Here is a 25,804-nt window from a genome sequence, read left to right as displayed (position 1 = left end):
CCTTGGGGGGTGTCAAGTGCTCCACGGTCCCCGGCCGGCCAGTACGCGGACTCCCGCCGCCGTTCCGCCCGGCCCAAGCTGACCGACTTCCTCTCGGTGCTCTCCTTCGAGCTCGACCCCTTCCAGCAGCGCGCCTGCGAGGCCCTGGAGGACGGGCACGGCGTGCTGGTGTGCGCGCCCACCGGCGCGGGCAAGACCGTCGTCGGCGAGTTCGCCGTCCACCTGGCCCTCTCCGAGGGCCGCAAGTGCTTCTACACCACGCCGATCAAGGCGCTGTCCAACCAGAAGTACGCCGACCTGGTGGCCCGCTACGGCAGCGCCGAGGTCGGCCTGCTGACCGGCGACACCTCGGTCAACGGCAACGCGCCCGTGGTCGTGATGACCACCGAGGTGCTGCGCAACATGCTGTACGCCAACTCCGCCACGCTGGGCAGCCTCGCCTACGTGGTCATGGACGAGGTGCACTACCTGGCCGACCGGTTCCGCGGCCCGGTGTGGGAGGAGGTCATCCTCCACCTGCCCGAGTCGGTGCGGCTGGTGAGCCTGTCCGCCACGGTCAGCAACGCCGAGGAGTTCGGCGAGTGGCTGGTCGAGGTGCGCGGCGACACCACCGTGGTGGTCGACGAGCACCGGCCGGTGCCGCTGTGGCAGCACATGCTGGCCGGCGGCCGGATGCTGGACCTGTTCGCGGGCGAGGCCCCCGACGGCCACGCCCGGATCAACCCGCAGCTGCTGCGCCACACCGAGGACCTGGCGCGGTTCCACGTGCCGTGGAGCCGCAACCGCAACAACAAGGGCCGCCCGCCGCGCGGGTCGGGGTTCAAGCCGCCGTCGCGGGTCGACGTCGTGCAGCGGCTGGACGCCGCGGGCCTGCTGCCCGCGATCGACTTCGTGTTCAGCCGGGCGGGCTGCGACGCGGCGGTGGGGCAGTGCGTGCGGGCCGGCCTGCGGCTGAACTCCGAGGCCGAGGTCGAGCAGATCCGCGAGGTCATCGAGGACAAGACGCGCGACCTGCCGCAGGGCGACCTGATGGTGCTGGGCTACTGGGAGTGGCGGGAGGCGCTGGAGCGGGGCATCGCGAGCCACCACGCGGGCCTGCTGCCGGCGTTCAAGGAGACCGTGGAGGAGCTGTTCGTCCGCGGCCTGGTGAAGGTCGTGTTCGCGACCGAGACGCTGGCGCTGGGCATCAACATGCCCGCCCGCACGGTGGTGCTGGAGAAGCTGGTCAAGTACAACGGCGAGGCGCACGTCGACCTCACCCCGGGCGAGTACACGCAGCTGACCGGCCGCGCGGGGCGGCGGGGCATCGACGTGGAGGGCCACGCGGTGGTGGTCTGGCAGCCCGGCGTCGACCCGAAGGCGGTCGCCGGGCTGGCCTCGACCCGGACCTACCCGCTGCGGTCGTCGTTCCGGCCGGGCTACAACATGGCCGTCAACCTGGTGCACCAGCTGGGCGCGGCGGCGGCCCGGGAGATCCTGGAGCAGTCGTTCGCGCAGTTCCAGGCCGACCGGTCGGTGGTGGGCCTGGCGCGGCGCATCGAGCGCAACAAGGAGGCGCTGGCCGGCTACGCCGAGGCGATGAGCTGCCACCTGGGCGACTTCACCGAGTACGCCGCGCTGCGGCGGCGGGTCGTCGACCGGGAGAAGGCGCTGGCCCGGCAGAACTCCTCGGCCAAGCGGGCGGAGGCGGCGGCGTCGCTGGAGCGGCTGCGCAAGGGCGACGTGATCGCGGTGCCGACGGGCCGCCGGTCGGGCCTGGCCGTGGTGATCGACCCCGGGCTGGAGCCGCTGGGCGAGGCGCGCCCGCTGGTGGTGACCGAGGACCGGTGGTCGGGCCGGCTGTCGGCGGCGGACTTCCCGGCCCCGGTGGAGGTGCTGGGGCGGCTGCGGCTGCCGCGCCAGGTGGACACGCGCTCGCCCAAGTCCCGGCGCGACCTGGCGTCGACGCTGCGCGACACGGGGATCGTCGCGCCGTCGCTGCGCCGGCGCCGGTCGACCGCCGACGACGACGCCGAGCTGGCGACGCTGCGCCGCGCGCTGCGGTCGCACCCGTGCCACGGCTGCGAGAAGCGCGAGGACCACGCCCGGTGGGGCGAGCGGTACCACCGGCTGCTGGCCGAGACCGAGCAGCTGGAGCGCAAGGTCGCGGCGACGACGCACTCGCTGGCGCGCGAGTTCGACCGCATCCGGGGCCTGCTGCGCGAGCGCGGCTACCTGCACGAGGAGGAGACCGGGCCGGGCGAGGAGGTCACCGAGCACGGCAAGCGGCTGACCCGGCTCTACAGCGAGTCGGACCTGCTGGCCGCGGAGTGCCTGCGGCACGGCGTGTGGCGCGGCCTGGACCCGGCGGAGCTGGCGGCCGTGGTGTCGTCGCTGGTCTACGAGGCGCGGCGGGACGGCCCGCTGGAGACGCGGCTGCCGCCGGGCAAGGTGCACGACGCGCTGACGGCGACGTCGCGGCTGTGGGCGGAGCTGGAGGACGACGAGCGGCGGCACCGGCTCGACCGCACGCGCCAGCCCGACCCGGGGTTCGCGTGGCCGGTGTACCGGTGGGCGCGGGGCGAGTCGCTGGAGAAGGTGCTCAGCGCGTCCGAGGCGAGCGGGACCGAGCTGGGCGCGGGCGACTTCGTGCGCTGGTGCCGGCAGGTGATCGACTTCCTGGACCAGATCAGGGACGTGGTCGGCGGCGGCGACCCGGTGGGCGCGACGGCGCGCAAGGCCGTCGAGGCGCTGCGCCGCGGGGTGGTGGCGATGGCCACGGTCTGAGAAAGGTTTGCGGGGTGGCTGGGTGCGCCCGGCGCTCCTGTGGTTTGATCGCGCCCGCAAGCCTTGAACACCCTTTTTCCAGACCGACCGTCGGAGGCCGAGCATGACCAGTCCGTACGGACCGTCCGGAGGGAACGACCCGCAGCAGCAGTGGGGCCAGCAGCCCTACGGTGGTGGGTACCCCGGCACGCCGTCGGGTGGTTTCCCCGCTCAGCAGCCCGGTTACGGGCAGCCGGACCCGTCGCAGCAGCAGCAACAGCAGCAGTGGGGGCAGCAGCCCCAGCAGCCGTACACGCAGCAGTACCCCGCCGGCTACGACCCCGGCCAGCAGAACCCGTACGGCCAGCCGGACCCGTCGCAACAGCAGCAGAACCCGTACGGGCAGCCGGACCCGTCACAGCAGCAGAACCCCTACGGCCAGCCGGACCCGTCGCAGCAGCAGTGGGGCCAGCAGGGCCAGTACGGCCAGCCCGGGTTCGGCCAGCAGAACCCGTACGGCCAGCCCGGCTACGGGCCGCAGCAGCCGCCCGCGAAGAAGTCCGGCGCGGTGCTGTGGGTCGTCGTGGGCCTGGTCGTGCTGGTGGTCGCGGCTGTCGGCATCACCGGTTTCGTGGCGCCCGGCTTCTTCAAGAAGAAGATCTTCGACAACGCGTCCGTGCAGTCCGGGATCGTGCAGATCCTCAAGGACGACTACAAGATCTCCGACGTGGAGAGCGCGACCTGCACCGGTGAGAACCCGGTGGAGCCCAACCGCACCTTCACCTGCAAGGCGAAGATCGGCGGCAAGGACAAGGACGTGAAGATCACGGTCAAGACCGCGGACGGCGAGTACGAGGTCGGGCAGCCCACGGGCTGACCCGCCCGAGCGGCGCCCGGCACGAGGCCACCCCGGCGCACGGGGTGGCCTCGTCGTGCTCGCGCCCCGGCGCCGACGTGATTTCGCTCCCGGTCGCCGCGGCACGGGGCAAAGTCGTTCGCGCCGGGAGCGGCGACGAGGCACGATCGGCCGATGACCGATCTCGACATCCGCGTCCTCGACGACTCCTGGTACCGGGCCGCGCACACGCTGTTCAGGGGCACCCTGCACCACGGGCCCGCGTCGGACGAGCGCTGGGAGGTCGCTCGGGGCTCCTACGGTCCCGGGCGGTCGTTCGGCGCGTTCGCGGGCGACGAGCTGATCGGCACGGTGCACTCGTTCCCCTCCGCGCTGGCGGTGCCGGGCGGCGCCGTGGTGCCGATGGCGGCGGTGAGCCGGGTGGGCGTCCGGGCGGACTGGACGCGGCGCGGCGTGCTGACCGCGCTCCAGCGGGCGCAGCTGCGGGCGTTGCGGGAGTCCGGCGAGGTCGCGGCGACGCTGCGGGCGTCCGAGGGTCTGATCTACGAGCGGTTCGGCTACGGCGTGGCGACGCGGTTCCGCGAGGTGCGCATCCAGCGGGCGCGGGCCCGCTCGCGGCTGCCGATCGCGGGGCGGGTGCGCCTGGTGGCGGGCGAGCCGGCGGCGGAGGCGGCGCGGGCGCTGTTCGAGCGCGTGTCGCCGGGCCGGGCGGGCACCATCGCGCGGTGGCCGGCCTGGTGGGACGTGAACCTCGTCCACGGCGAGGACCTGAAGGTCGCGGTGGCCGCCGGCCCGGACGGCGACGACGGGTACGTGGTCTACCGGGTCGTGCCGCGCGACTTCACCAGCGTCGAGGTGAAGCCGTCCGTGCTGGTCGTGATGGACCTCTGGGCGGAGACGCCGCGCGCGTGGTCCGACCTGTGGGCGTTCGTGCTGGGCATCGACCTGGTGGACGACGTCGTCGCCGGGGGCAGGCCGCTCGACGAGCCGCTGGAGTGGCTGCTGGCGGACCGGCGGGCGCTGCGGGTCGTGGACCAGGCGGACGAGACGTGGCTGCGGCTGCTCGACGTGGAGGCCGCCCTCGCGGCCCGCTCCTACCGCGCGGGCGACCCGGTGGTGATCGGCGTGCGCGACCGCTTCCTGCCGGAGAACGAGGGCGCGTACCGCGTGACGCCCGCGGGCGTCACGCGCACCACCGGGGAGCCGGACTTCGTGGTGGACGTGGAGGCCCTGGCGGCGGCGTACCTGGGCGACGTGACGTTCAGCGCACTGGCCGTCACCGGCCGCCTCACCACCGGCGCACCCGACGCCCTGACCCGCGCCGACACCCTCTTCGCCGTGACCCAGCCCCCGTGGTCCGGCACCTTCTTCTAACCCGCCGCCGCACAGGACGTCCACTCATCCGGACGCCCCCACCCACCCTCCCCTCGCCGCGCTCACCCGGCTCCGCCCCACCCGCCCGGCTCCGTCGCGCTCACCCGACCCCGCCCGCCCGGCTCCGCCGCGCTCACCCGACCCCGCCGGGTGGAGCCGCGTCGGTGTGTCGCGGCCCGATCTCGACCGATCACGCCCTTCGATCGGTCGAGATCGGGCTGCGACGCACCGACACCGGTGCGGCTCCACCCCGCCGCGACGGAGTCGCGGCAATCAGACACAGCTCTTCTCCATCGCCGCCAGGAGGCGCGGCAGGGAGCTGCCCAGGCCCCAGCGGCGGGTCAGCTCGGCCACGTGGTCGGGGTGGGCGGGGTGGGTGGGCACGGCGTCCGCGCCGTCCACGGTGAGCGGCGCGTCGGTGGCCACGTTGACCACCGTCGGGGCCGCGGCCAGGTAGTCCTGCGCGTTGAGCAGGGCGGTGCGGGCGCGGGTGGTCAGCTTGCGGTCCTTGCCGTCGTGCACGGCGGCCAGCACGGCGTCCAGCGAGCCGAACTCGCCGATCAGCTTCGCCGCCGTCTTCTCGCCGATGCCCGCGACGCCCGGCAGGCCGTCCGACGGGTCGCCGCGCAGCACCGCCATCCCGGCGTAGGCGGCTCCGGCGCCGGCGACCGGCAGGGCGTACTTCGCGGCCAGCTCGGCGGGCCCGAGCAGCTCCGCCTTCGCCCAGCCCCGGCCCACGTACAGCACCCGCACGGGGGTCGGCTCGTCGCGCACGACCTGGAACAGGTCCCGGTCGCCGGTGACGACCTCCACCGGGTCGGTCCGCTCGCGGGCGGCCAGGGTGCCGATGACGTCGTCGGCCTCGTAGCCGGCCGCCTCCGCGGTGGCGATGCCGACCGCGCCCAGCACCTCCAGGATGATCGGCACCTGGGGCGTGAGGGTGTCGGGCACGTCCTCCTCGCCGTCGGCGGCCCCGGCCGCCACCCGGTGCGCCTTGTAGGAGGGCAGCGCGGCCACCCGGAACCCCGGCCGCCAGTCCGCGTCCAGGCAGGCGACCAGCCTGCCCGCCCCGCGCTCGGTGATCACCCTGGTCAGGGTGTCGACGAACCCGCGCACGGCGTTGACCGGTGTGCCGTCCGGGGCGGTCATCGACTCGGGCAGCGCGTAGAACGCCCGGAAGTACAGGCTGGCGGCGTCCAACAGGACGAGCGGCTTGCTCACGCCGGGAAGCTTGCCAGAGGGGTGCGACAGCGCGGCGCGCGCCGGGCCGCCGCGCCGGGCCGGGCCGGGCCGGGCGACGATCATCGGACTGGCCGAGGTGCCGGGCCCGGCACAGGACTAGGCTGCCGTGACATGTCGACCCATGTTGGACCCATTGACGTGGACGCCCTCCGCGCGCGACTGGACCGGGCCGCCACCGCGGCGACCGTCGCCGGCGTGGACGCGCTGCTCATCTCGCCCGGCTCGGACCTGCGCTACCTGATCGGCGCGGGCGGTTCGTCGTTCGAGCGGCTCACCTGCCTGGTGCTGCCGGTGGGCGGCCCGCCGGTGCTGGTCGTGCCGAAGCTGGAGCAGCCGGGCTACGCGGGGGTCCCGACCGACGCGCTGGGCGTCGAGGTGGCCACCTGGGTCGACGGCGAGGACCCGTACGCGCTGGTGAAGCGGGCGCTGAAGGGCACCGGGCGGGTCGCCGTGGCGGACATGATGCCCGCCCTGCACAACCTGCGGCTGCGCGAGGTGGTCGGCGGCGAGCAGGTGCTGGCCGGCCCGGTCCTGCGCGAGCTGCGGATGCGCAAGGACGCGGCCGAGATCGCCGCGCTGCGCAAGGCGGGCGCGGCCATCGACCGCGTGCACGCGCGGGTGGGGGAGTGGCTGCGGCCCGGCCGCACGGAGGCCGAGGTGGGCGCCGACATCGCCGCCGCGATCGTCGCCGAGGGCCACGAGCTGGCCGAGTTCGTGATCGTCGGCTCCGGCCCGAACGGCGCCTCGCCGCACCACAGCCTGTCCGACCGGGTCATCGAGGCCGGTGACGTGGTCGTGGTCGACATCGGCGGCCCGGTCGCCGAGGGGTACAACTCGGACTCCACGCGCACCTACGTGCTGGGCGAGCCCCGGCACGAGGACGTGTGGGAGACCTACGCGGTGCTCCAGGCCGCGCAGCGGGCGGCCGTGGAGGCGGTCCGGCCGGGCGTGACGTGCGAGGCGGTGGACGCCGCCGCGCGGGAGGTCATCGCCGACGCCGGGTTCGGCGAGTTCTTCGTGCACCGCACCGGCCACGGCATCGGGCTGGACGTGCACGAGGAGCCCTACATCGTCGGCGGCAACGACCTGCCGCTGGAGGCGGGCATGGCGTTCAGCGTGGAGCCCGGCATCTACCTGCCCGGCCGGTGGGGCGCGCGGATCGAGGACATCGTCGTGGCGACCGAGGACGGCGTGGAGAGCGTCAACCACCGGCCGCACGAGCTGGTGGTGCTGCCGGCGTGACCAACCTGGAGCCGATCGACCGGGCGATCCTGCGCGAGCTGGCGGCCGACGGCCGGTGCAGCTTCACCGACCTGGCCGAGCGCGTCGGCCTGAGCGTGTCGGCCGTGCACCAGCGGGTGCGGCGGCTGGAGCAGCGGGGCGTGGTGCGCGGTTACGCCGCGCGGCTGGACGGCGACGAGGTCGGCCTGCCGCTGACCGCGTTCATCTCGCTGACCCCGATCGACCCGGCGGCTCCGGACGACTACCCGAAGCGGCTGGAGCACCTGCCGCAGATCGAAGCCTGCTACTCGGTCGCGGGGGACGCCTCCTACGTCCTCCGCGTCCGGGTGGCCTCGCCGACCGCGCTGGAGGAGCTGCTGCGGCAGATCCGTGAGGTGGCCAACGTGTCCACCCGCACCACCGTCGTGCTGTCCACCCCCTACGAGGACCGGCCGCCCGCCGTCTGACCCCGGCGCTCACTCGAACGGGTCCCACGGGACCGCGTCGAGGGCCGCTCGGACGCGGGCGAACGCGGCGGCGTCCACCTCGTACTCCACGTCGCCGATGCGCGAGACCGGGGCGACGCCGATGGAGTTGCCCACGAACGCGCCCCGGTAGGAGCGCAGGTCGGCCAGCCGCACCACGGCCCGCCGGGAGGGCAGCGCGCGTTCCAGCAGCTGCATGGTGATGCCGTGCAGCCAGTCCGCGTCGGCCCAGACGACCCCCGCGGCGTCGAAGAAGGCGATGTTGGTGATCGCGCCCTCGACCACCACCCCGTCGGGCGTGGTCAGCAGCGCCTCGTCGTACCCGGCGGCCTGCGCGCGGTTGCGGTGGTGCGCCTGGCCGAACCCGCCGAGGTGCTTCACGTGCGGCAGCGGGCGCCGGTAGTCCACCGGCAGCAGCCGCTGCGGCCGGTCGGCCGGCGCGGCCGGGTCGCGCACGGCGACCAGCACCGACCCGCTGGCCGGCCCGAAGACGACGACGCGCACCGACGCGTCGCGCACGTCGTCGGCCAGCGCGTGCGAGACCAGGGCGCGCACGCGGTCGCCGTCCAGGCCCGCCCCGTACAGCTCGCGGTTGGCCGCGTCGAGGCGGCGCAGGTGCAGGCGCAGGCCCTGCACGCGGCGGTCGCGGACCTGCATGGCGGTGAAGTGGCCGTAGTTGGCCAGCACGGCGGGCGCCAGCTGCTCGGCGGTCGCGGGTCCGCCGTCGATCTCGATCCTGAGCACGGGCCCGACCGTAACGTGGCAGGAATCGAGGGTCGCGGGTCGTTGCCGCCACCGCGGGCCGCGGAGAGGCTGGACGGTGTGGAACGGGAAGTGGTGGTCGTCGGCTACCCGGACGCGACGCTGCTGGACGTCGCCGGGCCCGTGGACGTGTTCCGCGGCGCGGCGGCGGTGAGCGGCGGGTACCGGGTGCGGCTGGCGGCGGTGGGCGGCGGGTTCACCGCGTCCGGCGTCCCGCTGGGCGCGGAGGACCTGCGCGAGGTGGCCGGGCCGGTGGACACGCTGGTGGTGGTCGGCGGCGGCGGGTTCTCCGCCGCCGCCCGCGACCCCGAGCTGCTGGCCGGGCTGCGGCGGCTCGCGGGCCCCGCGCGCCGGGTCGCCGCGGTGTGCACGGGCGCGTTCGTGCTGGCCGCCGCCGGGCTGCTGGACGGGGCGCGGGCCACGACGCACTGGGCGTACTGCGACGAACTCGCCGCGCGCCACCCGTCGGTGCGGGTCGTGCCGGACGCGATCTACGTGTGCGACGGGCGGCTGGCCACCTCGGCGGGCGTCACGGCGGGCATCGACCTCGCGCTGGCGCTGCTGGAGCACGACCACGGCGCGCCCCTGGCGCGGCTGGTGGCCCGCTGGCTGGTGGTGTTCCTGCAGCGGCCCGGCGGGCAGTCGCAGTTCAGCGTCCGCTCCCGCGTGCCGGCGGTCCGCGAGCCGGGGTTGCGCGCCGTGCTGGACGCCATCGCCGACGACCCCGCCGCCGGGTGGACGGTCGAGGAGATGGCCCGCCGCGCCGCGATGAGCCCCCGGCACTTCGCCCGCGTGTTCCCGCGCCGGGTCGGGCTGCCGCCCGCCCGGTACGTGGAGCGGGCGCGGGTGGAGGCGGCGGCCGGCCTGCTGGAGTCCGGCGACGAGGCGCTCGACGTCGTGGCCCGGCGCAGCGGGTTCGGCTCGGCGGAGACGCTGCGCCGGGCGTTCGTGCGGGTGCTCGGCGTGACGCCGGGCGGCTACCGCCACCGGTTCCGCACCACGGGCGCGGCATGAGGCCGCGCCCGCACCGTGGAGGGCAAGGGGGAACGACCGATGGAAATCGCTTTCGTGCTGTACCCGGGCATGACCGCGTTGGACCTGATCGGCCCGTACGAGGTGCTGGCCCACCAGGAGGGCGTGGCCGCGCACTTCGTCGCCGCGACGGGGGAGCCGGTGACCGCCGACGCGGGCCTGGTGATCGCGCCGACGACCACGTTCGGCGAACTGGACCGGGCCGACGTCGTCGTGGTGCCCGGCAGCAGCGCCTGGGAGCGGGTGCTGGCCGACGGCGCGGTCGCGGCGTGGCTGCGCGAGGTGCACCCGACGGCCACCTGGACGACGTCGGTGTGCACCGGGTCGACGCTGCTGGCCGAGGCGGGCATCCTGACCGGCCGCCCGGCCACCACCCACTGGGCGGTGCGCGACGCGCTGGCCGCGCGGGGCGCGGTCGTGAGCACCGACCGGGTGGTGCGCGACGGGTCCGTCATCACCGCGGCCGGGGTGTCCGCCGGGATCGACATGGCGCTCACCCTCGTGGGGCTGATCTGGGGCGACGACCGGGCGAAGTTCACCCAGCTGGTCATCGAGTACGCCCCCGAGCCGCCCTACGACGCCGGCTCGCCGGAGACCGCGCCCGCCGAGCTGGTGGCCTTCGCGCGGTCGGCCCTCGAAGGCCGCTCGGCCTGACCGGGCCCCGGCCGGCGCCGCGGGAGGGGCTTGGTGCGCCGCGCGACCCCGATGTCGGTCATCGCCGCGTCCTGGGGTCCTGCGAGGGGTCGGCGTACATGGCCGGGCAACCGCGTTCGACGGCTTCGGGGCGCAACTCGAAGTGCCAGGGCTCGTTGCGGTAGACCTGGCACAGCCCGTAGCGGGCGCCGTGCTCGGACAGCCACGCCCTGGCATCGGAGCGCCCGATGTCGACGGCGTTCCCCGCCACGTGGGCGGACGTGTCCGCGGTGGCGACCCACCGGGCGGCCTCCTCCGCCGAGCCGTGCTCGGCGACGGCTCGGCGGAGGAGCCGCTCCTGGTAGCGCGGGGAGCGCCAGCCGCTGTTGACGTGGAACCCGACGCCGTCCTCGGCGGCGTCGGCCGCCGCTGCGCGCAGGGCCCGCAGCAGCCCGGCGCCGAGGTTGGCCACGCCGGGGTACCGGTCGTCGAACACGGTCACACCGCGGGGCAGGGCGCCGCCGCCTTCGCCGAGCACGTCCTCCGGGTCGCCGTGCGGGGCGTCGACGGGTGGCGCCGCTGGAGGGGACGCCGGAGGCGCCGCTGCAGGGGAAGCCGAGCGGGACGCCGAGGGGAACGCCGGTGATCGGCGCAGCAGGGCGCCGGCGAGCGCCGCGCCGACGGCCAGGGCGGCGGTGAGGAGGGGCGCTCGGGTGCGGCGGACCGCTGCCCGCGCCGGTTCGCTGTGGGACATGCCGCCAGCCAAGGCGGCGCGGTGTTGTCAAGACGTACGCGGTTTCCGATATGCCGGCGATATGCGCCCGTTCGTAGCATCGGGGACATGCGCGTGCTGGTCGTCGAGGACGAGCCCTACATGGCGGAGGCCATTCGCGACGGGCTGCGCCTGGAGGCGATCGCCGCCGACATCGCCGGCGACGGCGACACCGCCCTGGAGCTGTTGAGCGTCAACTCCTACGACATCGCCGTCCTCGACCGGGACATCCCCGGGCCCACCGGCGACGAGGTCGCCGAGAGCATCGTCGCCTCCGGCAGCGGCATCCCGATCCTGATGCTCACCGCCGCCGACCGGCTCGACGACAAGGTCTCCGGGTTCGGGCTCGGCGCCGACGACTACCTCACCAAGCCGTTCGAGCTGCGGGAGCTGGTGCTCCGGCTCCGGGCGCTCGACCGCCGGCGCGCGCACAACCGGCCGCCGGTGCGGGAGATCGCCGGTCTGCGGCTGGACCCGTTCCGCCGCGAGGTCTACCGGGACGGCCGCTACGTCGCGCTCACCCGCAAGCAGTTCGCCGTGCTCGAAGTCCTCGTCGCCGCCGAAGGCGGTGTCATCAGCGCCGAAGAGCTGCTGGAACGGGCCTGGGACGAGAACGCGGACCCGTTCACCAACGCCGTGCGCATCACCGTCTCCGCCCTGCGCAAGCGGCTCGGCGAACCGTGGCTCATCGCCACCGTGCCCGGCGTCGGCTACCGCATCGACATCGCGGTCGGCGCCGGCCGCGACGGGAACGGGCGTGGGTAGGCCGCCCGGGTTGAGCGTCCGCCTCAAGCTCACCCTCAGCTACGCCGGGTTCCTCATGGTGGCGGGCGCCCTGCTGCTCGCCGTCGTGTACGTGTTCCTGCTGCGCTACGTGCCCACCGACCCCTTCCTGATCCCCGACATCCCCGACTACCTCTATCCCCCCGGGATGCCCGGGCCGCACATCCCCAGCCGGGCCGACCTCGTGCGCGCCTTCGCCCCCAAGGCGATGGCGATGTTCGCGTGCCTGGTGGTGTTCGGCCTCGTGGGCGGGTGGGTCCTCGCCGGCCGGATGCTCACCCCGCTGACCCGCATCACCGACGCCACCCGCATGGCGGCGGAGGGGTCGCTGTCCCACCGGATCCGGCTGCCGGGCCCCAGCGACGAGTTCCGCGAACTGGCCGACGCCTTCGACACCATGCTCGCCCGGCTCGAAGCGCACGCCGCCGAGCAGCAGCGGTTCGCCGCCAACGCCTCCCACGAGCTGCGCACCCCGCTGGCCATCACCCGGACCCTGCTCGACGTCGCCCGCAACGACCCCGCGCGGGGCGCCGACGAACTGGTCGACCGCCTGCACCTCGTCAACACCCGGGCGATCGACCTCACCGAGGCGCTGCTCCTGCTCAGCCGCGCCGACCAGCGGTCGTTCGCCCGGGACCGGGTCGACCTGTCCCTGGTGGCGGAAGAAGCCGCGGAAACGCTCCTGCCCGTCGCGGAGGACCTCGGCGTCACCGTCGAGACCGCCGGCGAGTTCGCCCCCACCGCCGGCTCGCCCGCCCTCCTGCTGCAGATGATCACCAACCTCGTGCACAACGCGATCGTCCACAACCTGCCCGAACGCGGCTGCGTGCTGGTCAGGACCGGGGTCGGGCCCGGCACCGCGGTGCTCACCGTCGAGAACACCGGCGAGAAGCTCTCCCCGCAGCTGGTCTCCACGCTCGTGGAGCCGTTCCAGCGCGGCACCGAGCGCATCCGCACCCACCACGCGGGTGTCGGCCTCGGCCTGGCGATCGTCAAGAGCATCACCCAGGCGCACGACGGGACCATCACCCTGAGCCCCCGCGCCGAAGGGGGGCTCCGCGTCACGGTGCGACTGCCCGCCGCGCCACCGGGCACTGACCGGTGACGGCGGCGCGTTGCGGGCCGTCGCGCCGGGAGCTTCCCCGTCTCCCGGCGCGGTGCGGTTCCGCCGGCCCGGACTCACGTGATCGGGAAGTCGAAGTAGGTGTCCGGGTACGGCTCGTCGACCAGCGTGTAGTGCCACCACTCGTAGTCGTACGGGCGGAACCCGCAGGCTTCCATGACGGAGCGCAGGCACTGCCGGTGGTGCGCTTCGACCCGGGTGATCCCGGCCGCGCCGTGGTGCGAGACCGGGTCCATCAGGTCGTGACCGCCACCCATGGGGGCGAGGTCACCGGTGTCGAGGTGGTAGAGCGTCAGGTCGACCGTGCTGCCCCGGCTGTGCCCGGACCGGGCGGCCACGTAACCCCTGTCGAACATCTCGGCCCGGTCGATGTTCGGGTAGTGCCGCGCCTTGGTCCGGCCGTCCTCCGGCTGGGCCGACCAGCGCCGGAAGCGGTCCACGGCGCGCTGCGGGCGGTAGCCGTCCCACAGCACCAGGCCGAAGCCGTGGGACGCGGCCTTCTCCTGCGCCCTCTCCAGGGCCGCGCACAGCGCCCTGGTGCCGACGACCCGGTTGGCCAGGTACCCGTCCACCGGTCTGCCGGTGAAGTTGTCCCAGGTGGCGTACTTGGCGTCCCAGCGCACCCCGGGCACCAGCTCGTCCACGTAGGCGAAGTCGTCGTTCACCGGGCGCTCCCGGCCAACGCCAGCGACACCACCCGGTCGACCACCTCGCCCAGCGACAGCCCGCCGGCCGCCATCATCCGCGGGTAGCGGCTGTAGGAGGTCAGGCCGGGCAGGGTGTTGACCTCGTTGAGCACCACCTCCCCCTCCGGCGTGAGGAACATGTCCACTCGCGACAGTCCCCGGCACCCCAGGGCGCGGTAGACGGCCTTCGCCGTCTCCCGCACCAGCGAGCGGGCCGGCGCCGGGATGTCCGCGGGGACGATCGCCGTCGAGTTCCCGGACCCGCTCTCCGGCGCGTCCTCCTGGTGGATCCGGAAGAAGCCGTGGGACAGGGCGATCCGGTCCACCTCGCCGGTGATCAGGTCCCGGCCGTCGCCCAGGACGGCGCAGCCGACCTCGCTGCCGACGACGGCCTGCTCGACCAGCACCTTGGAGTCGTACTCCCGCGCGGCCCGCACCGCGCTCGCCAGGTCCTGCCCCCTGGTCACCTTGCCGACGCCGAAGGACGACCCCGACCGGGCCGGCTTCACGAAGACGGGGTAGGCGAACCGGTCGGGGTCGACCTCCTCGTCCGCGGTGACGACCCGGAAGTCCGGCGTGGCGATCCCCGCGCCGCGCGCGACGAGGTAGGTCAGGGACTTGTCCATGCACAGCGCGGAACTCTGGACGTCGCAGCCCGCGTAGGGGATGCCGGAGTGCTCCAGCAGCCCCTGCACCGCGCCGTCCTCGCCGTACCTGCCGTGCAGGACGGGCAGCACGACGTCCAGGCCGATCGTCTCGTACTTCCCCCCGTCCAGGACGAGCAGCCCGCGCGTGCCGCCGTCCGGCGACAGCACGGCCGGCCAGCAGCGGCCGGCCGCCCAGCCCGCGTCGGGGCCGTCGCACAGCCACCACGAGCCGTCCCGCGCGATCCCGACGTAGAACGGCTCGTACTTGTCGGTGTCGAGGCTCTTCGCGACCTCCAGCGCGGATTTGACGGAGACCGGGTGCTCCTCGGACCGGCCCCCGAACAGGACGGCGATTCTCAACCTAGTCACGCTGTTTCCCGCTCTCGAATCCCAGGCAGTTGGCAATGGAGTTCTCGACCGTGTCGCTCAGGGCGTGGTCGGTGTAGTAGGCCGTGTGCGGGGTGATCAGCACGTTCGGCAGCTCCTGCAACCGCAGCAGCGTTTCGTGCTCCAGGGGGCCGTGCCTCCGATCGGCGTAGAAAATGCCTTCTTCGCCTTCGAGGACGTCCAGCGCCGCACCGCCCAGCCTGCCGCTCTCCAACGCCGGCAGGAGGGCCTCGGTGTCCAGGAGCGGGCCGCGCCCGGTGTTGACGACGAGCGCGCCGCGCTTCAACCGCCCGATGCGACGGCGGTCCAGCAGGTGGTGCGTGTCCGCGTCGAGCGGCGTGTGCAGCGTGACCACGTCGCTCCGCCGCACCAGGTCGTCGAGCGGGACGTGGTCGACCCCGGTCCCCGGGCGCAGGTCGTGGGCCAGCACCCGGCAGCCGAAGCCCCGCAGCCGGTCCACGACCGCTGTGCCGATGCGCCCCGTCCCGACCACCCCGACGGTCAGGTCGCGCAGCTCCCTGCCGCGCGCGTCGGCCAACCGGTAGTCGTGGGCGTCGGCCCGGCGGAGGGTGGCTTTGGCGTTGCGCGCCAGCATCAGCATCAGCATCAGCGTGTAGTCGGCCACGCTGTCGGGCGAGTAGGCGACGTTCTCGACGCGAATGCCGATGCTCTCCGCGTACCGCACGTCGACGTGGTCGTAGCCGATGCTCCTCGTGGAGACGTACTCCACCCCGACCCGGCTGAGCGCGAGGAGCGCGGAATCGGTGATCCGGGTCTTGTGGCCGACGCTGACGCAGCGGTTCCCGGCGGCCAGCCCGGCATTGGCCTCGGACACCGCTTCCGGCGTGGTGGTGGGCGCCACGCCGAAGCGCGGCGCCAGCTCCCGGAACAGGACCGCCTCGTCCTGCTCGCAGCCGTAGACGGTGATCCCGGTCCTCCGGGCGGGCGGGGATGTCGGCGAACGGGTGCGGCGGGTCGCTGCCCGCGCTGGTTCCCTGTGGGTCACGCCGCCAAGTCAACGCAGCGCGGTGTTGCCGGCGCGTATGCGGTTCCCGATATGCCGACGATATGCTACCAATGGGTAACGTGTGGCGGCGCGCGTTCACCCCGGCTCTGCGGGCCGGTCGCGCGCCCGGCGCCGCTCCTCCGGGTCGTCCGCGCACCCGGCCCGCCACCGCTCGTGCGGGCAACGTCGTGCAGCAGGCGTGTAACAACCTCGGTCACGCGCGGGGATGTCGTGTCGTCGGGATCGCGCGGTGGCGTAGTTTCTGCGCGCCACCACCATCCCGGGTGGACCGTCGTCGCAAGGGTTGTGAGTCAGTGGACCTCGGTGCCCCGCACGGAATCCGGTTCCGCTTCCGAGCGGGGCTGCTGCGCGCCGCCCTGCTCGACGTGCACCGCAAACCGCCGCTCACGCTCGGCGAGCACCCCGTCACCGGCGCCCGGGACCTGGTGGTGGACCCGGCGGTGGACCCGGAATCGGACCCGGAGGTGGACCCCGCGGGGGAGGTCCGGGCGCGCGGTGTGCTGCGGCTGCGGTTCGACCTGCCGGCGCCGGCCGAGTGGCGGCTGACCGTCGGCGCGCGCGGGGTCCGGACCGCGGACGGGGTCGTGTTCGCCCTGCCCGACGCGGTGCGGCTGCGGGTCGGCGGCACCGCGCCGGCCTCGGCGGGGCCCGACGGGGTGTGCGTCGCGCTGCCCGCCGGGAGGTCCGAGGTGCGCGTCGAGGTCACCAGCGCGGTCACCAGCGCGCGGGCGCCCGGCGTGGCGGACACGGTCGTGGTGTGCCGCCCGGAGCAGGTGCGGGAGGCCGCCGTCGTGCTGTCCTGCCTGCCCGCCGACCGGTTCGCACCCGTCGTGCCGCTCCGGCCGCCGCCGATCCCCGAAGCGGAGTACCTGGCCCGGCACGCCGAGTGCACCGCGAGCCGCGCGCTGGGCGACGAGGACGACACGGCGCGGCTGCAGGCCGCCCTCGCCCCCTACACGTCGTGGCTGCGCCACCACGAGCGGCTGGCGGAGCTGTTCGACCGCCTGGGCGTGCGCCGCGCGGTGTTCCTGTGCGAGCCGGAGCCCGAGGAGCTGAACGCGGTCGACCCCGCCGACGGCGGCGGACGCCTGTTCGACGGCCTGGACGTCGTGCGCCTGTCGCGGAGCCCCAACCTCACCGCCGCCGCGTGGCAGGCGCTGCGCGACGGCGAGCCGGACACCCTGGACGTCCCCCCGGACGCCGACTTCACCGCCGCGCTGTTCACCTCGCTGCGCCTGGGCAAGCCGCTGCGGGTGGTCGAGGGCGCGCCGCCACCGCCGTTCGCCGGGCACAACCCGGACGGCGACGAGGCCGTGCTCGTGGAGGACGCCGGCACCGCGGACGCCCTCGTCGCGGCGGCCTACGCGCACCACCGCGACGCCCGGCTGGTCATCACCCCGCCGCCGGACCTCGCCGAGGTGCGGCGGGTGGTGGCCCGGGAGCAGGGGCGGATCACCGCCGCCGCCCGCGCCATCGGCGACGCCGTGAGGGGCATCGGGTTCGTCGAAGCCCTGTGGCGCTACCTGTCCACCGGGGACCAGGACCCGTTCGCGGCGGTCGAGGCGGCGGTCACCGCGCAGGTGCCGGACCGGGTCGTGGCGGAGGTGGGGCAGCGGCGGCTGACCGCGTTCACCGAGGGCCTGCCCTACCCGTTCGTGCGGGGCTGGGCGCGCAAACCGGTCGGCCACGTGGTCGCCGACCCCGCGCTGGTGGTGCTCACCGAGCTGCACGCCGACGGCGCGGCCCCCGGACCCGCCGCGTTCGGCCTCGTGTTCGACGACGGCCCCCGGTGGGCGGGCGCGCCCGGCCCGGTCCACCCGGTCGTGCTGTCCGGCCCGGACGCCTCCGCGGCGGCGCTGTGCGCGCTGACCGAGGACCTGCCGGTGCGACTGCTGTTCTTCAACACCCACGGCGACGACGGCGGCATCGCGCTGGGCGGGCGCGAGCTGCCGGAGTGGCTCGTGCCGCACCGGCTGCGCCTGCGCCACCGGCCCGTCGTGCTCAACAACTCGTGCCGCTCGTGGACCGACCTGGGCCGCGAGTTCGCGCGGGCCGGGGCGCGCGGCTACGTCGGCGCCCTGTGGGCGATCCCGCCGAACCTCGCCGCCGACTTCGCGGCGACCGCGCTGCGGCGGCTGGCCGAGGGCGTGCCCGCCGCGCACGCCGTCGTGGGCACCGGCACACCGGGCGGCGTCGAGCGGTCCTACCTGTACGCGGGCACGGTCAACGGTCGGCTCGACCGGTCCGCCGCCGGGGACGCGCTCGACGCGTGCGGCCTGCTGGCGGGCGCGGCCCGCGGGCACGGCGAGCCGGTGACCGGGGTGCTGCGCCGGGAGGTCGCCGCGTTGCGCGCCGCCGCCGAGCGGGCCGGCGCGACCGGCACGCCTCGCTACGCCGACGCGCTGCTGGACGAACTCGCCCTGACCGACGACGATGCCGGGGCGGCCCGGCTGGTGGCCCGGTTCGAGGCGGTGCTGCCCGGCCTGGACCTGCCGCCGGACGAGGCGGGCAGGCGCCGGGCGCGGCGCCACGAGCTGACCGGCCGCCGGCACGAGGAGCGCGGGGACCGCGCCGCCGCGCTGGCGGACCTCGCGCGGTGCGCCCGGTGGTACGCCGGGTCGGGCGCGGCGGGACGGGGTCGGGTGGACGTGCTGCTGAGGATGGCGCGGCTGCTGGTGGAAGAGGGCAGACCTGAGGAGGCGCGGCAGGCCGCGCTGGAGGCGCTGGACGCGTCCCGGGGCGTTGGCGACCGGGCGCGGCTGATGGAGGCGATCGGCGTGCTGGGTGAGTTGAGCGGCGACGACCCCGTGACCGGGGTGCGGTGCGCGGTCGAGGGCCACGACCTCGCGGTGGAGCTGGACGACCGGCCGGGCCAGGCCGCGTTCAAGCTCGCCGAGTGCGCGCGGCGGCGCGCGGCGGGCGACCCGGCGGCGGCGGTGGAGGCCGGGCTGCACGCCCTGGAGCTGTTCCGGGCCGAGGGCGACGACCGGTCGGAGCTGGCGGCCGTGCGCGAGATCGGCGCGTGCCACCGGGCCGGCGGCGACCGGGGGACCGCGCTGCACTACGCGGTGCTGGCGGTGGCGCTGGCGGAGCGGCTGGGCGTGCCCGGCGACCTGGCGTCCTGCCACCACGACCTGGCCCGGCTGCTGACCGGGGACGGCCGGCACGCCGAGGCCCTGGAGCACTACCGGCACGCGGTGGAGCCGCTGGTCGCCAGGGGGGAGTGGGAGCAGGGCGCGGCGCTGCTGCCGGACCTCGCGGTGGGCGCGGTGCGGGCCGCCGACCCCGAGGCGCTGTGGACGACGGCGCTGTGCGGGGGCCTGATCTGCGAGCTGGCCTCCCGCGAGGCGTGGGCGTCGGTGGTGCCGCTGGTGGTCGACTCGATCAAGCGCGCGATCGAGACCGGCCCGCGGGCGCTGACCGAGCGGGGGATGACCGACTTCGCGCACGCGGTGACCGCCGGGAAGCGCGCGGAGATGCCGTTCCAGGTGCGGGTGCTGGCCGACGTCGTCGTGGTGCTGCTGGCCTGGCTGATGGGCCGGGTCGACCGCGACGTCGTCGGGTTCGCCGAGGAGCTGGACCGCACCACCGGCGGGGTGCTCGACCTGGTCGGGTACATCTCGACGCCCTACGGCGAGCGCGCCCGCGACCCGGGCGGCGCCTGACCCGTCACCGCCCGCGGTACCCGGCGGCGGTGCGCGGGTAGTGGTCGCGGTAGGCGGTGAAGCGGCCCCCGGGCGTCGTCACCGACTCCGCGGCCAGCAGCGCGTGCACCAGGGCCCGCGCGAACGCCCGGGTGGCCGCTTCGAGCACGGCGGCCACCGGCGCGTCGTGCGTGCCGGTCGACGCGGCGAACACCGCGTCGCCGTCCGGCATCGCGTGCGCCGGGTCGACGGCCAGCGCCAGGCCGTCCTGGGCCGCGTTGGCCAGGGCGAACGGCGCGGGCAGGCGGGCGTTCGTCACGACCGCCCCGATCACCGTGTTGAACGGCCGGGCGGAGCGCGGCAGCGGCCTGGACAGGTCGTCGCCGCCCGGCTCCGGGAACTCGCCGGGCAGGCCGAGCGCCACCGCCAGCGGCATCCCGGTGGCCGGGTCGACCGCCGGGCCGGCGGCGTTGAGCACGGCGATCGCCCCCACCACCGCGCCGCCGCCCAGCGCGGCGCTCGCCGTGCCGACGCCGCCCTTGAACGCCGCGTTGACCGCGCCCGTGCCGGCCCCGACGTTGCCCTGCGCCACCTCCACCCCGGCCGCGCGCACCGCCTCGGCCCCGGTCCCCGCCGTCGGCCGGGCGTGGAAGTCGCCGCCCCGCCCGAGGTCGAACAGGGCGGCGGCGGGCACCGGCGACCCCAGCTCCCGCGCCGCGCCCTCGGCCGCGGCCAGCCCGTAGGCGCTGCCGCCGGTCAGCACGACGCCGGGCACCGCGCGCCCGCCGTAGCGCGGGTCGAGCGCGGCCGTGTCGCGCGTGGCCGGCGCGCCGCCCCGGACGTCCGCGGTGACCGGCGTGCCGGGCGGGAGCAGCACGGCGGTGGCGCCGGTGAGCGCGCCGCCGCCGTGCCGCGTGGCGTGGCCCACCAGCACCCCCGGGACGTCGGTGATCGCGTTGCGCACAGCGGCGGATGCTACCGGCCGGTGAGCCGCGCCCCGATCTCCCGCAGCACCGACACCAGCAGGTCCACGTCCTCGGTGGTGGTGCGCCAGTTCACGATCGCCGGCCGCAGGGCGACCACGCCGCGGTACACCGTCGTCCCCGCGTACACCCGGCCGTCGGCGACCAGCTCCTCGCCCAGCCGGCGGTTCAGGTCGTCCAGCCCGTCCGCCGGCACGCCCGCCGGGCGGTAGCGGAAGCAGACGACGAACAGGGTGACCGGCGCCAGCAGCTCGAAGTCCGCGGACCGCTCCACGACCCCGCCCAGGTGCCGGGCCAGGTCCAGGTGCCGCTCGACCATCGCCCGGTGCCCCGACCGGCCGTAGGCGCGCAGCGCCGCCCAGATCGGCAGCGCCCGCGCCCGCCGCGACGACTCGGGGCCCAGGTTGTTGTAGTTCACGAACTCGTCGTCCGGCTCGGGCAGGTAGGCGGCGTTCCACGTGCCGAACGCCCGCCCCAGCGCCGAGGCGTCCCGCACGAACGCCATGCCGCTCTCGTACGGCACGTTGAGCCACTTGTGCCCGTCGGCGGCCACCGAGTCGGCCCGCTCGACGCCGCGCACCAGGTGCGCCGTGCGCGGTGACAGCGCGGCGTACAGCCCGAACGCCCCGTCCACGTGCAGCCACGCCCCGTGCCGCTCGGCCAGGTCCGCCATCGCGTCCACCGGGTCGAAGTCGCCGCCGTTGACCTCGCCCGCGTTCGCGATCAGCACCGCCGGGCCCGACCCCGCCAGCGCCCGGTCCAGCGCCGCCGGGTCCAGCCTGCCCGCGTCGTCGCGGGCCACCGCGCGCACGTTGTCGCGCCCCAACCCCAGCAGCTGCAACGCCTTGCGGCTGCTGGCGTGCACGTACCCGCTGGAGAACACCGGCATCCGCGGCAGCCCGGCCAGGCCGTCCGCCGTCACGTCGACCCCGTGCCGCTCGGCCCACCAGTGCCGCGCGCACGCCAGCCCGGTGAGGTTCGCGAACGTCGCGCTCGGCGTGAGCACCCCGCCCCAGGCGGCCGGCAGCCCGAGCAGCTCCTTGAGCCACCGCAGCACCACCGCCTCGGCGCGCGCGGCGAACGGCGAGGTCAGCCACAGGCCGGCCGCCTGGTCCAGCAGCGAGGTGACCCAGTCGCCCGCCTGCGCCGCCGGCGTCGACCCGCCCACCACGAAGTGGAAGAACCGCGGCCCCGACGAGTGCGTGGCCGCGCGCGTCCCGATGCGCAGCAGGTCGGCGATCGCCGCGACGGCGCCGTCGCCGTCCTCGGGCAGCGGGCCGCCCAGCTGCTCCAGCAGGCCCGCGTGCGCCGGGTCGCGCACCGGCAGGTGCGGCAGCGCGTCCAGGTACGGGCCGGCCGCGCGGGCCACCGCCCCCAGGACCTCGGCGGCGTCGTCACGTGAGATCAGCGGGTCTCCCATCGTGGCAGGGTAGCCGGCCGCGGCGCGGTGCGGGCGGTTCCGGGGTCCGGCCCGATCACGCCGCTGCCGGGGGCGCCGGTCCGGTGACGAGGACGTGCTCAGCCTCGACGTGTGGGCGCCTGCCGCGGCGGAGGGCTGTTCCACCTGCACGGCGGCGTTCGCGCGTTCGGCTCGTCCGCCCGGCCCGACCACGACGGCGCGGTCCCGGCGCGCAGCGGCCCGGTCGTCGTCGCGCGGCGTCGACCTCTCCGCGCCGATCGACCACCCGGTCAGCGGAACCGGCGTTCGCCCGCCTCGACCGGCACCGTGACGACGTTGCCCGCCGGCGGGCGCGGGCACGTGCCGTAAGGCGTGATCCCGGCCGGCAGGTTCACCGCGCGGTTGAAGTCCAGCAGCACCCGCCCGCCCCGCGGCCGCGCCGACAGCGACCGCCACGGGGCCGTCGTGTCCCCGTTGGTCGGGTCGTGGAACAGCACCTGCACCCGGTCGCCGACGCCGATCGCCAGCAGCTCCTGCGGCCGGCCGCCCAGCGCGAACCGCGCCACGCCGACCGCCGCCAGGCGGTGCACCAGGTCGTCCCGGGCAGCGCCGACCACGACCGCCCGCGGCTGGTCGAACGCCTCGAACCCGGCGTCCACCACCCACTCCGGCCGCACGTCGAACGCCGGCACCCCGGTGAAGTCCCGCAGGGCCGGCGCCCGCGGGTCGCGCACCCGCAACCCGTACCGACCGGTGCGCAGCACGACCTCGACCTTGGTGCCGCCCTCGCCGTCCAACAGCACCGAACCGGCCTCCGCCAGGGCGTGCTCCGCAGTGCCGTCGCGGGCGGACGTGCCGTCGGTGCTCCACCGGCCGGGCACGCCGGGGTAGGACCGCGGCGTGCGGTCCAACCAGTGCAGGGCCGTGATGCTGAGCCAGCCGTGCGGCTCGCGCAGCGCGTCCTCCCGCGCGGCGTGCCACGCGGCCCACTCGGCGGCCAGCGTCGCGGTCACCGGCGCCCTCCCGAAGTCAGCACACCGGCGAACCAACCACACCCGCCCCGGGACCGGCCACCACGTCCACATGCCGGCCGCTCCGCCCGCGCCCTCACCACCGCGGCGCACGGCCCCGCCGTCAGCGCGGGTCGTCGCGCTCCCGCCGCACCGTGACCTTGCGCCCCTTGATGCTCGCGCCGCGCAACGCCGAGATCACCTGCTGCGCCGCCCCCTCGGGCACCTCCACCAGCGAGAACCGGTCGGCGATCTCGATCGCGCCGATCTCCCGGCCGTTCAGCCGGGCCTCGCCCGCGATCGCACCGACCAGGTCCTGCGGCCGGATGCCCGCGCTGCGGCCCGCGCCGACGAACAGCCGGGTCATGCCCGCCGTCGGGCGGCGCGGCTTGCGCTCCCGGCGCGGCTCGCCACCCCGGCGGTCGCCGCGCGGCACGACCTCGGGGATCTCCTCCTCGTCGGCCGCCGCGCCGCTGGCCTCGTGCGCGAGCTTGACCGCGGCCAGCGCGACCTCCATCACGTCGAACTCGTCGGCGAGGGTCTCCACGACGACCCGGAAGCCCTCCAGGTCGTCCTCCAGCAGGCTCTCGTGCAGCGCCGCGCGGGTCAGCTCCAGCCGGCGGGCCCGCAGGTCGGCGATGGTGGGCACCTTCTCCACCTGGATGCGCTGCTTGGTGACCCGCTCGATGGTCTTGAGCATCCCGTGCTCGCGCGGCTCGGCGAGGGTGATCGCCACGCCCTCGCGGCCCGCGCGCCCGACCCGCCCGACGCGGTGCACGTAGGACTCCGGCGCGGAGGGCACGTTGTAGTTCACGACGTGGGTCAGCTGCTCCACGTCCAGGCCGCGGGCCGCCACGTCGGTGGCCACCAGCAGGTCGGCCGTGCCGTTGCGCAGCCGGGCCATCACCCGGTCGCGCTGCTCCTGGCTGATGCCCCCGTGCAGCGACTCCGCGCGGTAGCCGCGCCCGTTGAGCGTCTCGGTGAGCTGGTCGACCTCGTCGCGGGTGCGGCAGAACACGATCGCGGCGGTCGGGGCCTCCACGTCCAGCACGCGGCCCAGCGCGGCGGGCTTGTGCGCGCGGGGCACCACGTAGGCGCTCTGCCGCACGCGCGGCGCCTCGCCGGGCTCGGTCTGCTCCCGGCCGATGGTGATGCGCACCGGGTCGGTGAGGTGCTGGCGGGCCAGCCGGTCGATGCGCGGCGGCATGGTGGCGGAGAACAGCACGGTCTGCCGCTGCTCGGGCGTCTCGGCCAGGATCGAGTCCAGGTCCTCGGCGAAGCCCATGTCGAGCATCTCGTCGGCCTCGTCGAGCACGACGATGCTGAGGTGCTCCAGCTTGAGCGTGCCCCGGTTGAGGTGGTCGACCGCGCGGCCGGGCGTGGCGACGACGACGTCCACGCCCTGCTCCAGCACCCGCAGCTGTCGCCCGATCGGCTGGCCGCCGTAGATCGGCAGCACCCGCGCGCCCAGGTCCCGCCCGTAGCGGTGCACGGCCTCCGACACCTGCACGGCCAGCTCCCGGGTGGGCACCAGGACCAGGGCGAACGGCTCGCGCTCGGTCCGGCCGCCGGCGGCCATCCGCTGCAGCACGGGCAGCGCGAACGCCGCGGTCTTGCCGGTGCCGGTGGCCGCCTGTCCGAGCAGGTCGCGACCCTCGGTCAGCGGGGGGATGGCCTCGCGCTGGATGGGGGTGGGTTCCTCGTAGCCGAGTCCGGAGAGCGCCCGCAGCAATTCGGGGCGGAGCCCGAGGTCGGCGAAGCTGGTCCTGTCGTCGTCGGGCGCGTCGGTCATGCACCAAGTCTCGCTGATCGTCCCGCAACCGCTCGGTGAGGGGGTCCGCCGGGACGCCCGCGCCGGGCGCCGAGTGATCTGCCTCACCGGACCGGGTGGGAAGCGCGCGGACGACCGCCGAGCGGGCCCCGGCGCCCCGTGGACAATTCCCGCAGGCGGGTCGGCCCGGAGCCCGCCGAGGCGAGGAGGACCCCGTGACCGACCTGGACCTCCGCTGGGGCGTGCTCGGCGCGACGGCGCACATCAGCACCCGCGTGGCGCCGGCGATCCACCGCACGCCCGGCAACACCGTCACGGCCGTCGCCGCCCGGCCCGGGCGGGTCGACGCGTCGGCGCGGTTCGCCGGGCGGTTCGGCGCGACCGTGCACGACGGGCTCGACCGGCTGCTGGCGGACGCCGACGTCGACGCCGTCTACATCGCGCTGCCCAACTCCGAGCACGTGCCGTGGACGCTGCGGGCGTTGGCGGCGGGCAAGCACGTGCTGTGCGAGAAGCCGCTGGCGTTGGCGGAGGCCGACGTCGAGCGGGTCCGGCGGGCGGCTGGCGAGCTGACCGTGGTCGAGGCGTACATGTACCGCTTCCACCCGCAGCAGCGGCGGGTGGCGCAGTTGCTGGCGTCGGGTGCGGTGGGGGAGTTGCGCGTCGTGCGGGCCGCCTTCGCGGGCCGGATGGACCTGGTGGGCAACATCCGCCGGGACCCGGCGCTGGGCGGCGGGGCGACCTGGGACGTCGGCTGCTACGCGGTCGACGTGTCGCTGTGGGCGTTCGGGCGGCTGCCGCTCGCGGTCCGGGCCCGCTTCCACGCCGAGGGCGGCGCGGCGGTCGACACCAGCGGGGTGGCGACCCTGGACTTCGGCGAGGGGCGCTCCGCGCTGCTCGACTACGGCTTCGACTACGGCCCGCGCTCGCGCTACGAGCTCCAGGGCACCCACGGCTCGATCTCCGTGCGCAACGCCTGGGCCGGCAGCGGCGAGGACGGCGTGATCACCCTCGTGACCCCGGAGGGGACGACCGTCGAGACCATCCCGGCCGCCGACCCCTACGAGCACCAGGCCGCCGCCTTCCACGAGGCCGTGCGCACCGGGAACGCCCCGCTGGTGACGTTGGCCGACTCCCGGCGCACCGCCCGGGTGGGGGAGGCGCTGGTCGAGTCGGCCCGGACGGGCGCCGACGTCGTGCTCCGGCGAGCCTGACGAGGGCC

The 25,804-nt window shown here is 75.5% G+C and carries 21 protein-coding genes; 11 read left to right on the top strand and 10 right to left on the bottom strand.

The genetic code is table 11. The features are described from left to right. The first annotated feature begins 9 nt into the window (after window positions 1–9). The 3 genes from JOE68_RS01640 (at window position 10) to JOE68_RS01630 (ending at window position 4,975) form a co-directional block, all read left to right on the top strand. A complete protein-coding gene (locus tag JOE68_RS01640) occupies window positions 10–2,766 on the top strand; it encodes a DEAD/DEAH box helicase (RefSeq protein WP_204840573.1) in 2,757 nt (918 codons plus the stop codon). A 103-nt stretch (window positions 2,767–2,869) separates the two neighbouring features. Then, window positions 2,870–3,622 carry a DUF4333 domain-containing protein gene (locus JOE68_RS01635; protein WP_204840572.1) on the top strand — a complete coding sequence of 251 codons (753 nt, stop codon included), beginning with the start codon at window positions 2,870–2,872 and terminating at the stop codon, window positions 3,620–3,622. A 153-nt stretch (window positions 3,623–3,775) separates the two neighbouring features. Then, window positions 3,776–4,975 (top strand): GNAT family N-acetyltransferase, encoded by a 1,200-nt coding sequence (locus JOE68_RS01630; RefSeq protein WP_204840571.1) that lies wholly within the window; start codon window positions 3,776–3,778, stop codon window positions 4,973–4,975. A gap of 273 nt (window positions 4,976–5,248) precedes the next feature. Here the strand turns inward: JOE68_RS01630 and JOE68_RS01625 are convergent, their stop codons facing one another. Beyond that, complete coding sequence (locus tag JOE68_RS01625; protein ID WP_307819428.1) at window positions 5,249–6,196, bottom strand: 5'-3' exonuclease; 948 nt, start codon at window positions 6,194–6,196, stop codon at window positions 5,249–5,251. 132 nt (window positions 6,197–6,328) lie between these two features. Between JOE68_RS01625 and JOE68_RS01620 the strand changes: the two genes are divergently transcribed. Both JOE68_RS01620 and JOE68_RS01615 read left to right on the top strand, forming a co-directional pair. Next, window positions 6,329–7,459 (top strand): M24 family metallopeptidase, encoded by a 1,131-nt coding sequence (locus JOE68_RS01620; RefSeq protein ID WP_204840569.1) that lies wholly within the window; start codon window positions 6,329–6,331, stop codon window positions 7,457–7,459. Next, the gene (locus JOE68_RS01615) at window positions 7,456–7,905 is read left to right on the top strand and encodes an Lrp/AsnC family transcriptional regulator (RefSeq protein ID WP_184688005.1); all 450 of its coding nucleotides are present in this window, start codon (window positions 7,456–7,458) and stop codon (window positions 7,903–7,905) included. The genes JOE68_RS01620 and JOE68_RS01615 overlap by 4 nt, the downstream gene beginning before the upstream one ends. A gap of 9 nt (window positions 7,906–7,914) precedes the next feature. Here the strand turns inward: JOE68_RS01615 and JOE68_RS01610 are convergent, their stop codons facing one another. Beyond that, the gene (locus JOE68_RS01610) at window positions 7,915–8,667 is read right to left on the bottom strand and encodes an aminotransferase class IV (protein WP_204840568.1); all 753 of its coding nucleotides are present in this window, start codon (window positions 8,665–8,667) and stop codon (window positions 7,915–7,917) included. 78 nt (window positions 8,668–8,745) lie between these two features. On the opposite strand from JOE68_RS01610, the gene JOE68_RS01605 reads away from it, so the two are divergent. Together JOE68_RS01605 and JOE68_RS01600 are read left to right on the top strand one after the other, a co-directional pair. Further along, window positions 8,746–9,699, top strand: coding sequence for a GlxA family transcriptional regulator (locus JOE68_RS01605; protein WP_204840567.1), 954 nt, complete (start codon window positions 8,746–8,748; stop codon window positions 9,697–9,699). A 39-nt stretch (window positions 9,700–9,738) separates the two neighbouring features. Further along, window positions 9,739–10,371 (top strand): DJ-1/PfpI family protein, encoded by a 633-nt coding sequence (locus tag JOE68_RS01600; protein ID WP_204840566.1) that lies wholly within the window; start codon window positions 9,739–9,741, stop codon window positions 10,369–10,371. A gap of 58 nt (window positions 10,372–10,429) precedes the next feature. Here JOE68_RS01600 and JOE68_RS01595 read toward each other — a convergent pair whose 3' ends face one another. Continuing rightward, on the bottom strand, window positions 10,430–11,104 hold the full coding sequence (locus JOE68_RS01595; RefSeq protein ID WP_204840565.1) for a M15 family metallopeptidase: 675 nt from the start codon (window positions 11,102–11,104) through the stop codon (window positions 10,430–10,432). Window positions 11,105–11,191: 87 nt separating this feature from the next. Here JOE68_RS01595 and JOE68_RS01590 point away from each other — a divergent pair, with 87 nt between their 5' ends. Beyond that, a complete protein-coding gene (locus tag JOE68_RS01590; protein ID WP_204840564.1) occupies window positions 11,192–11,887 on the top strand; it encodes a response regulator transcription factor in 696 nt (231 codons plus the stop codon). A 10-nt stretch (window positions 11,888–11,897) separates the two neighbouring features. Continuing rightward, window positions 11,898–13,010: a sensor histidine kinase gene (locus tag JOE68_RS01585; RefSeq protein WP_239562085.1), complete on the top strand. Its 1,113-nt coding sequence runs from the start codon at window positions 11,898–11,900 to the stop codon at window positions 13,008–13,010. A gap of 74 nt (window positions 13,011–13,084) precedes the next feature. On the opposite strand, the gene vanX is transcribed toward JOE68_RS01585, so the two are convergent. From vanX to JOE68_RS01570, 3 genes are read right to left on the bottom strand one after another with little or no spacing between them, the layout of a single operon-like run. Next, window positions 13,085–13,693: a D-Ala-D-Ala dipeptidase VanX gene (vanX, locus tag JOE68_RS01580; protein ID WP_204840562.1), complete on the bottom strand. Its 609-nt coding sequence runs from the start codon at window positions 13,691–13,693 to the stop codon at window positions 13,085–13,087. Continuing rightward, window positions 13,690–14,730: a D-alanine--(R)-lactate ligase gene (gene vanA / locus JOE68_RS01575; protein ID WP_204840561.1), complete on the bottom strand. Its 1,041-nt coding sequence runs from the start codon at window positions 14,728–14,730 to the stop codon at window positions 13,690–13,692. The genes vanX and vanA overlap by 4 nt, the downstream gene beginning before the upstream one ends. Next, window positions 14,723–15,676 (bottom strand): D-isomer specific 2-hydroxyacid dehydrogenase family protein, encoded by a 954-nt coding sequence (locus JOE68_RS01570; protein WP_204845863.1) that lies wholly within the window; start codon window positions 15,674–15,676, stop codon window positions 14,723–14,725. Before JOE68_RS01570 ends, vanA begins: the two co-directional genes overlap by 8 nt. A 392-nt stretch (window positions 15,677–16,068) precedes the next feature. Between JOE68_RS01570 and JOE68_RS31640 the strand changes: the two genes are divergently transcribed. Continuing rightward, window positions 16,069–19,440, top strand: coding sequence for a hypothetical protein (locus tag JOE68_RS31640; RefSeq protein WP_204840560.1), 3,372 nt, complete (start codon window positions 16,069–16,071; stop codon window positions 19,438–19,440). A 4-nt stretch (window positions 19,441–19,444) separates the two neighbouring features. Here JOE68_RS31640 and JOE68_RS01560 read toward each other — a convergent pair whose 3' ends face one another. The 4 genes from JOE68_RS01560 to JOE68_RS01545 all read right to left on the bottom strand — a co-directional run bounded on the left by JOE68_RS01560 (window position 19,445) and on the right by JOE68_RS01545 (window position 24,603). Then, entirely contained in the window at window positions 19,445–20,383 is a 939-nt protein-coding gene (locus JOE68_RS01560) for a P1 family peptidase (protein WP_204840559.1), read from the bottom strand. 11 nt (window positions 20,384–20,394) lie between these two features. Beyond that, complete coding sequence (locus JOE68_RS01555) at window positions 20,395–21,822, bottom strand: pyridoxal phosphate-dependent decarboxylase family protein (protein ID WP_204840558.1); 1,428 nt, start codon at window positions 21,820–21,822, stop codon at window positions 20,395–20,397. A 269-nt stretch (window positions 21,823–22,091) separates the two neighbouring features. Then, window positions 22,092–22,814 (bottom strand): DUF1684 domain-containing protein, encoded by a 723-nt coding sequence (locus tag JOE68_RS01550; protein WP_204840557.1) that lies wholly within the window; start codon window positions 22,812–22,814, stop codon window positions 22,092–22,094. A gap of 121 nt (window positions 22,815–22,935) precedes the next feature. Beyond that, window positions 22,936–24,603 (bottom strand): DEAD/DEAH box helicase, encoded by a 1,668-nt coding sequence (locus JOE68_RS01545; protein WP_204840556.1) that lies wholly within the window; start codon window positions 24,601–24,603, stop codon window positions 22,936–22,938. Window positions 24,604–24,797: 194 nt separating this feature from the next. Here JOE68_RS01545 and JOE68_RS01540 point away from each other — a divergent pair, with 194 nt between their 5' ends. After that, complete coding sequence (locus tag JOE68_RS01540; RefSeq protein ID WP_204840555.1) at window positions 24,798–25,796, top strand: Gfo/Idh/MocA family protein; 999 nt, start codon at window positions 24,798–24,800, stop codon at window positions 25,794–25,796. Window positions 25,797–25,804: the final 8 nt, after the last annotated feature.

Origin of the sequence: Saccharothrix algeriensis (assembly GCF_016907655.1) — a bacterium.
GTDB lineage: Bacteria > Actinomycetota > Actinomycetes > Mycobacteriales > Pseudonocardiaceae > Actinosynnema > Actinosynnema algeriense.
Note: the sequence above shows the minus strand (reverse complement) of the source record. Positions and strands in the feature narration are given on the sequence as shown.

Coding starts and splice junctions, on each gene's coding strand:
- JOE68_RS01635 (WP_204840572.1), top strand. CDS start 2,870: ATGACCAGTCCGTACGGACCGTCCGGAGGGAACGACCCGCAGCAGCAG.
- JOE68_RS01630 (WP_204840571.1), top strand. CDS start 3,776: ATGACCGATCTCGACATCCGCGTCCTCGACGACTCCTGGTACCGGGCC.
- JOE68_RS01620 (WP_204840569.1), top strand. CDS start 6,329: ATGTCGACCCATGTTGGACCCATTGACGTGGACGCCCTCCGCGCGCGA.
- JOE68_RS01600 (WP_204840566.1), top strand. CDS start 9,739: ATGGAAATCGCTTTCGTGCTGTACCCGGGCATGACCGCGTTGGACCTG.
- JOE68_RS01595 (WP_204840565.1), bottom strand. CDS start 11,104: ATGTCCCACAGCGAACCGGCGCGGGCAGCGGTCCGCCGCACCCGAGCG.
- JOE68_RS01590 (WP_204840564.1), top strand. CDS start 11,192: ATGCGCGTGCTGGTCGTCGAGGACGAGCCCTACATGGCGGAGGCCATT.
- JOE68_RS01555 (WP_204840558.1), bottom strand. CDS start 21,822: ATGGGAGACCCGCTGATCTCACGTGACGACGCCGCCGAGGTCCTGGGG.
- JOE68_RS01545 (WP_204840556.1), bottom strand. CDS start 24,603: ATGACCGACGCGCCCGACGACGACAGGACCAGCTTCGCCGACCTCGGG.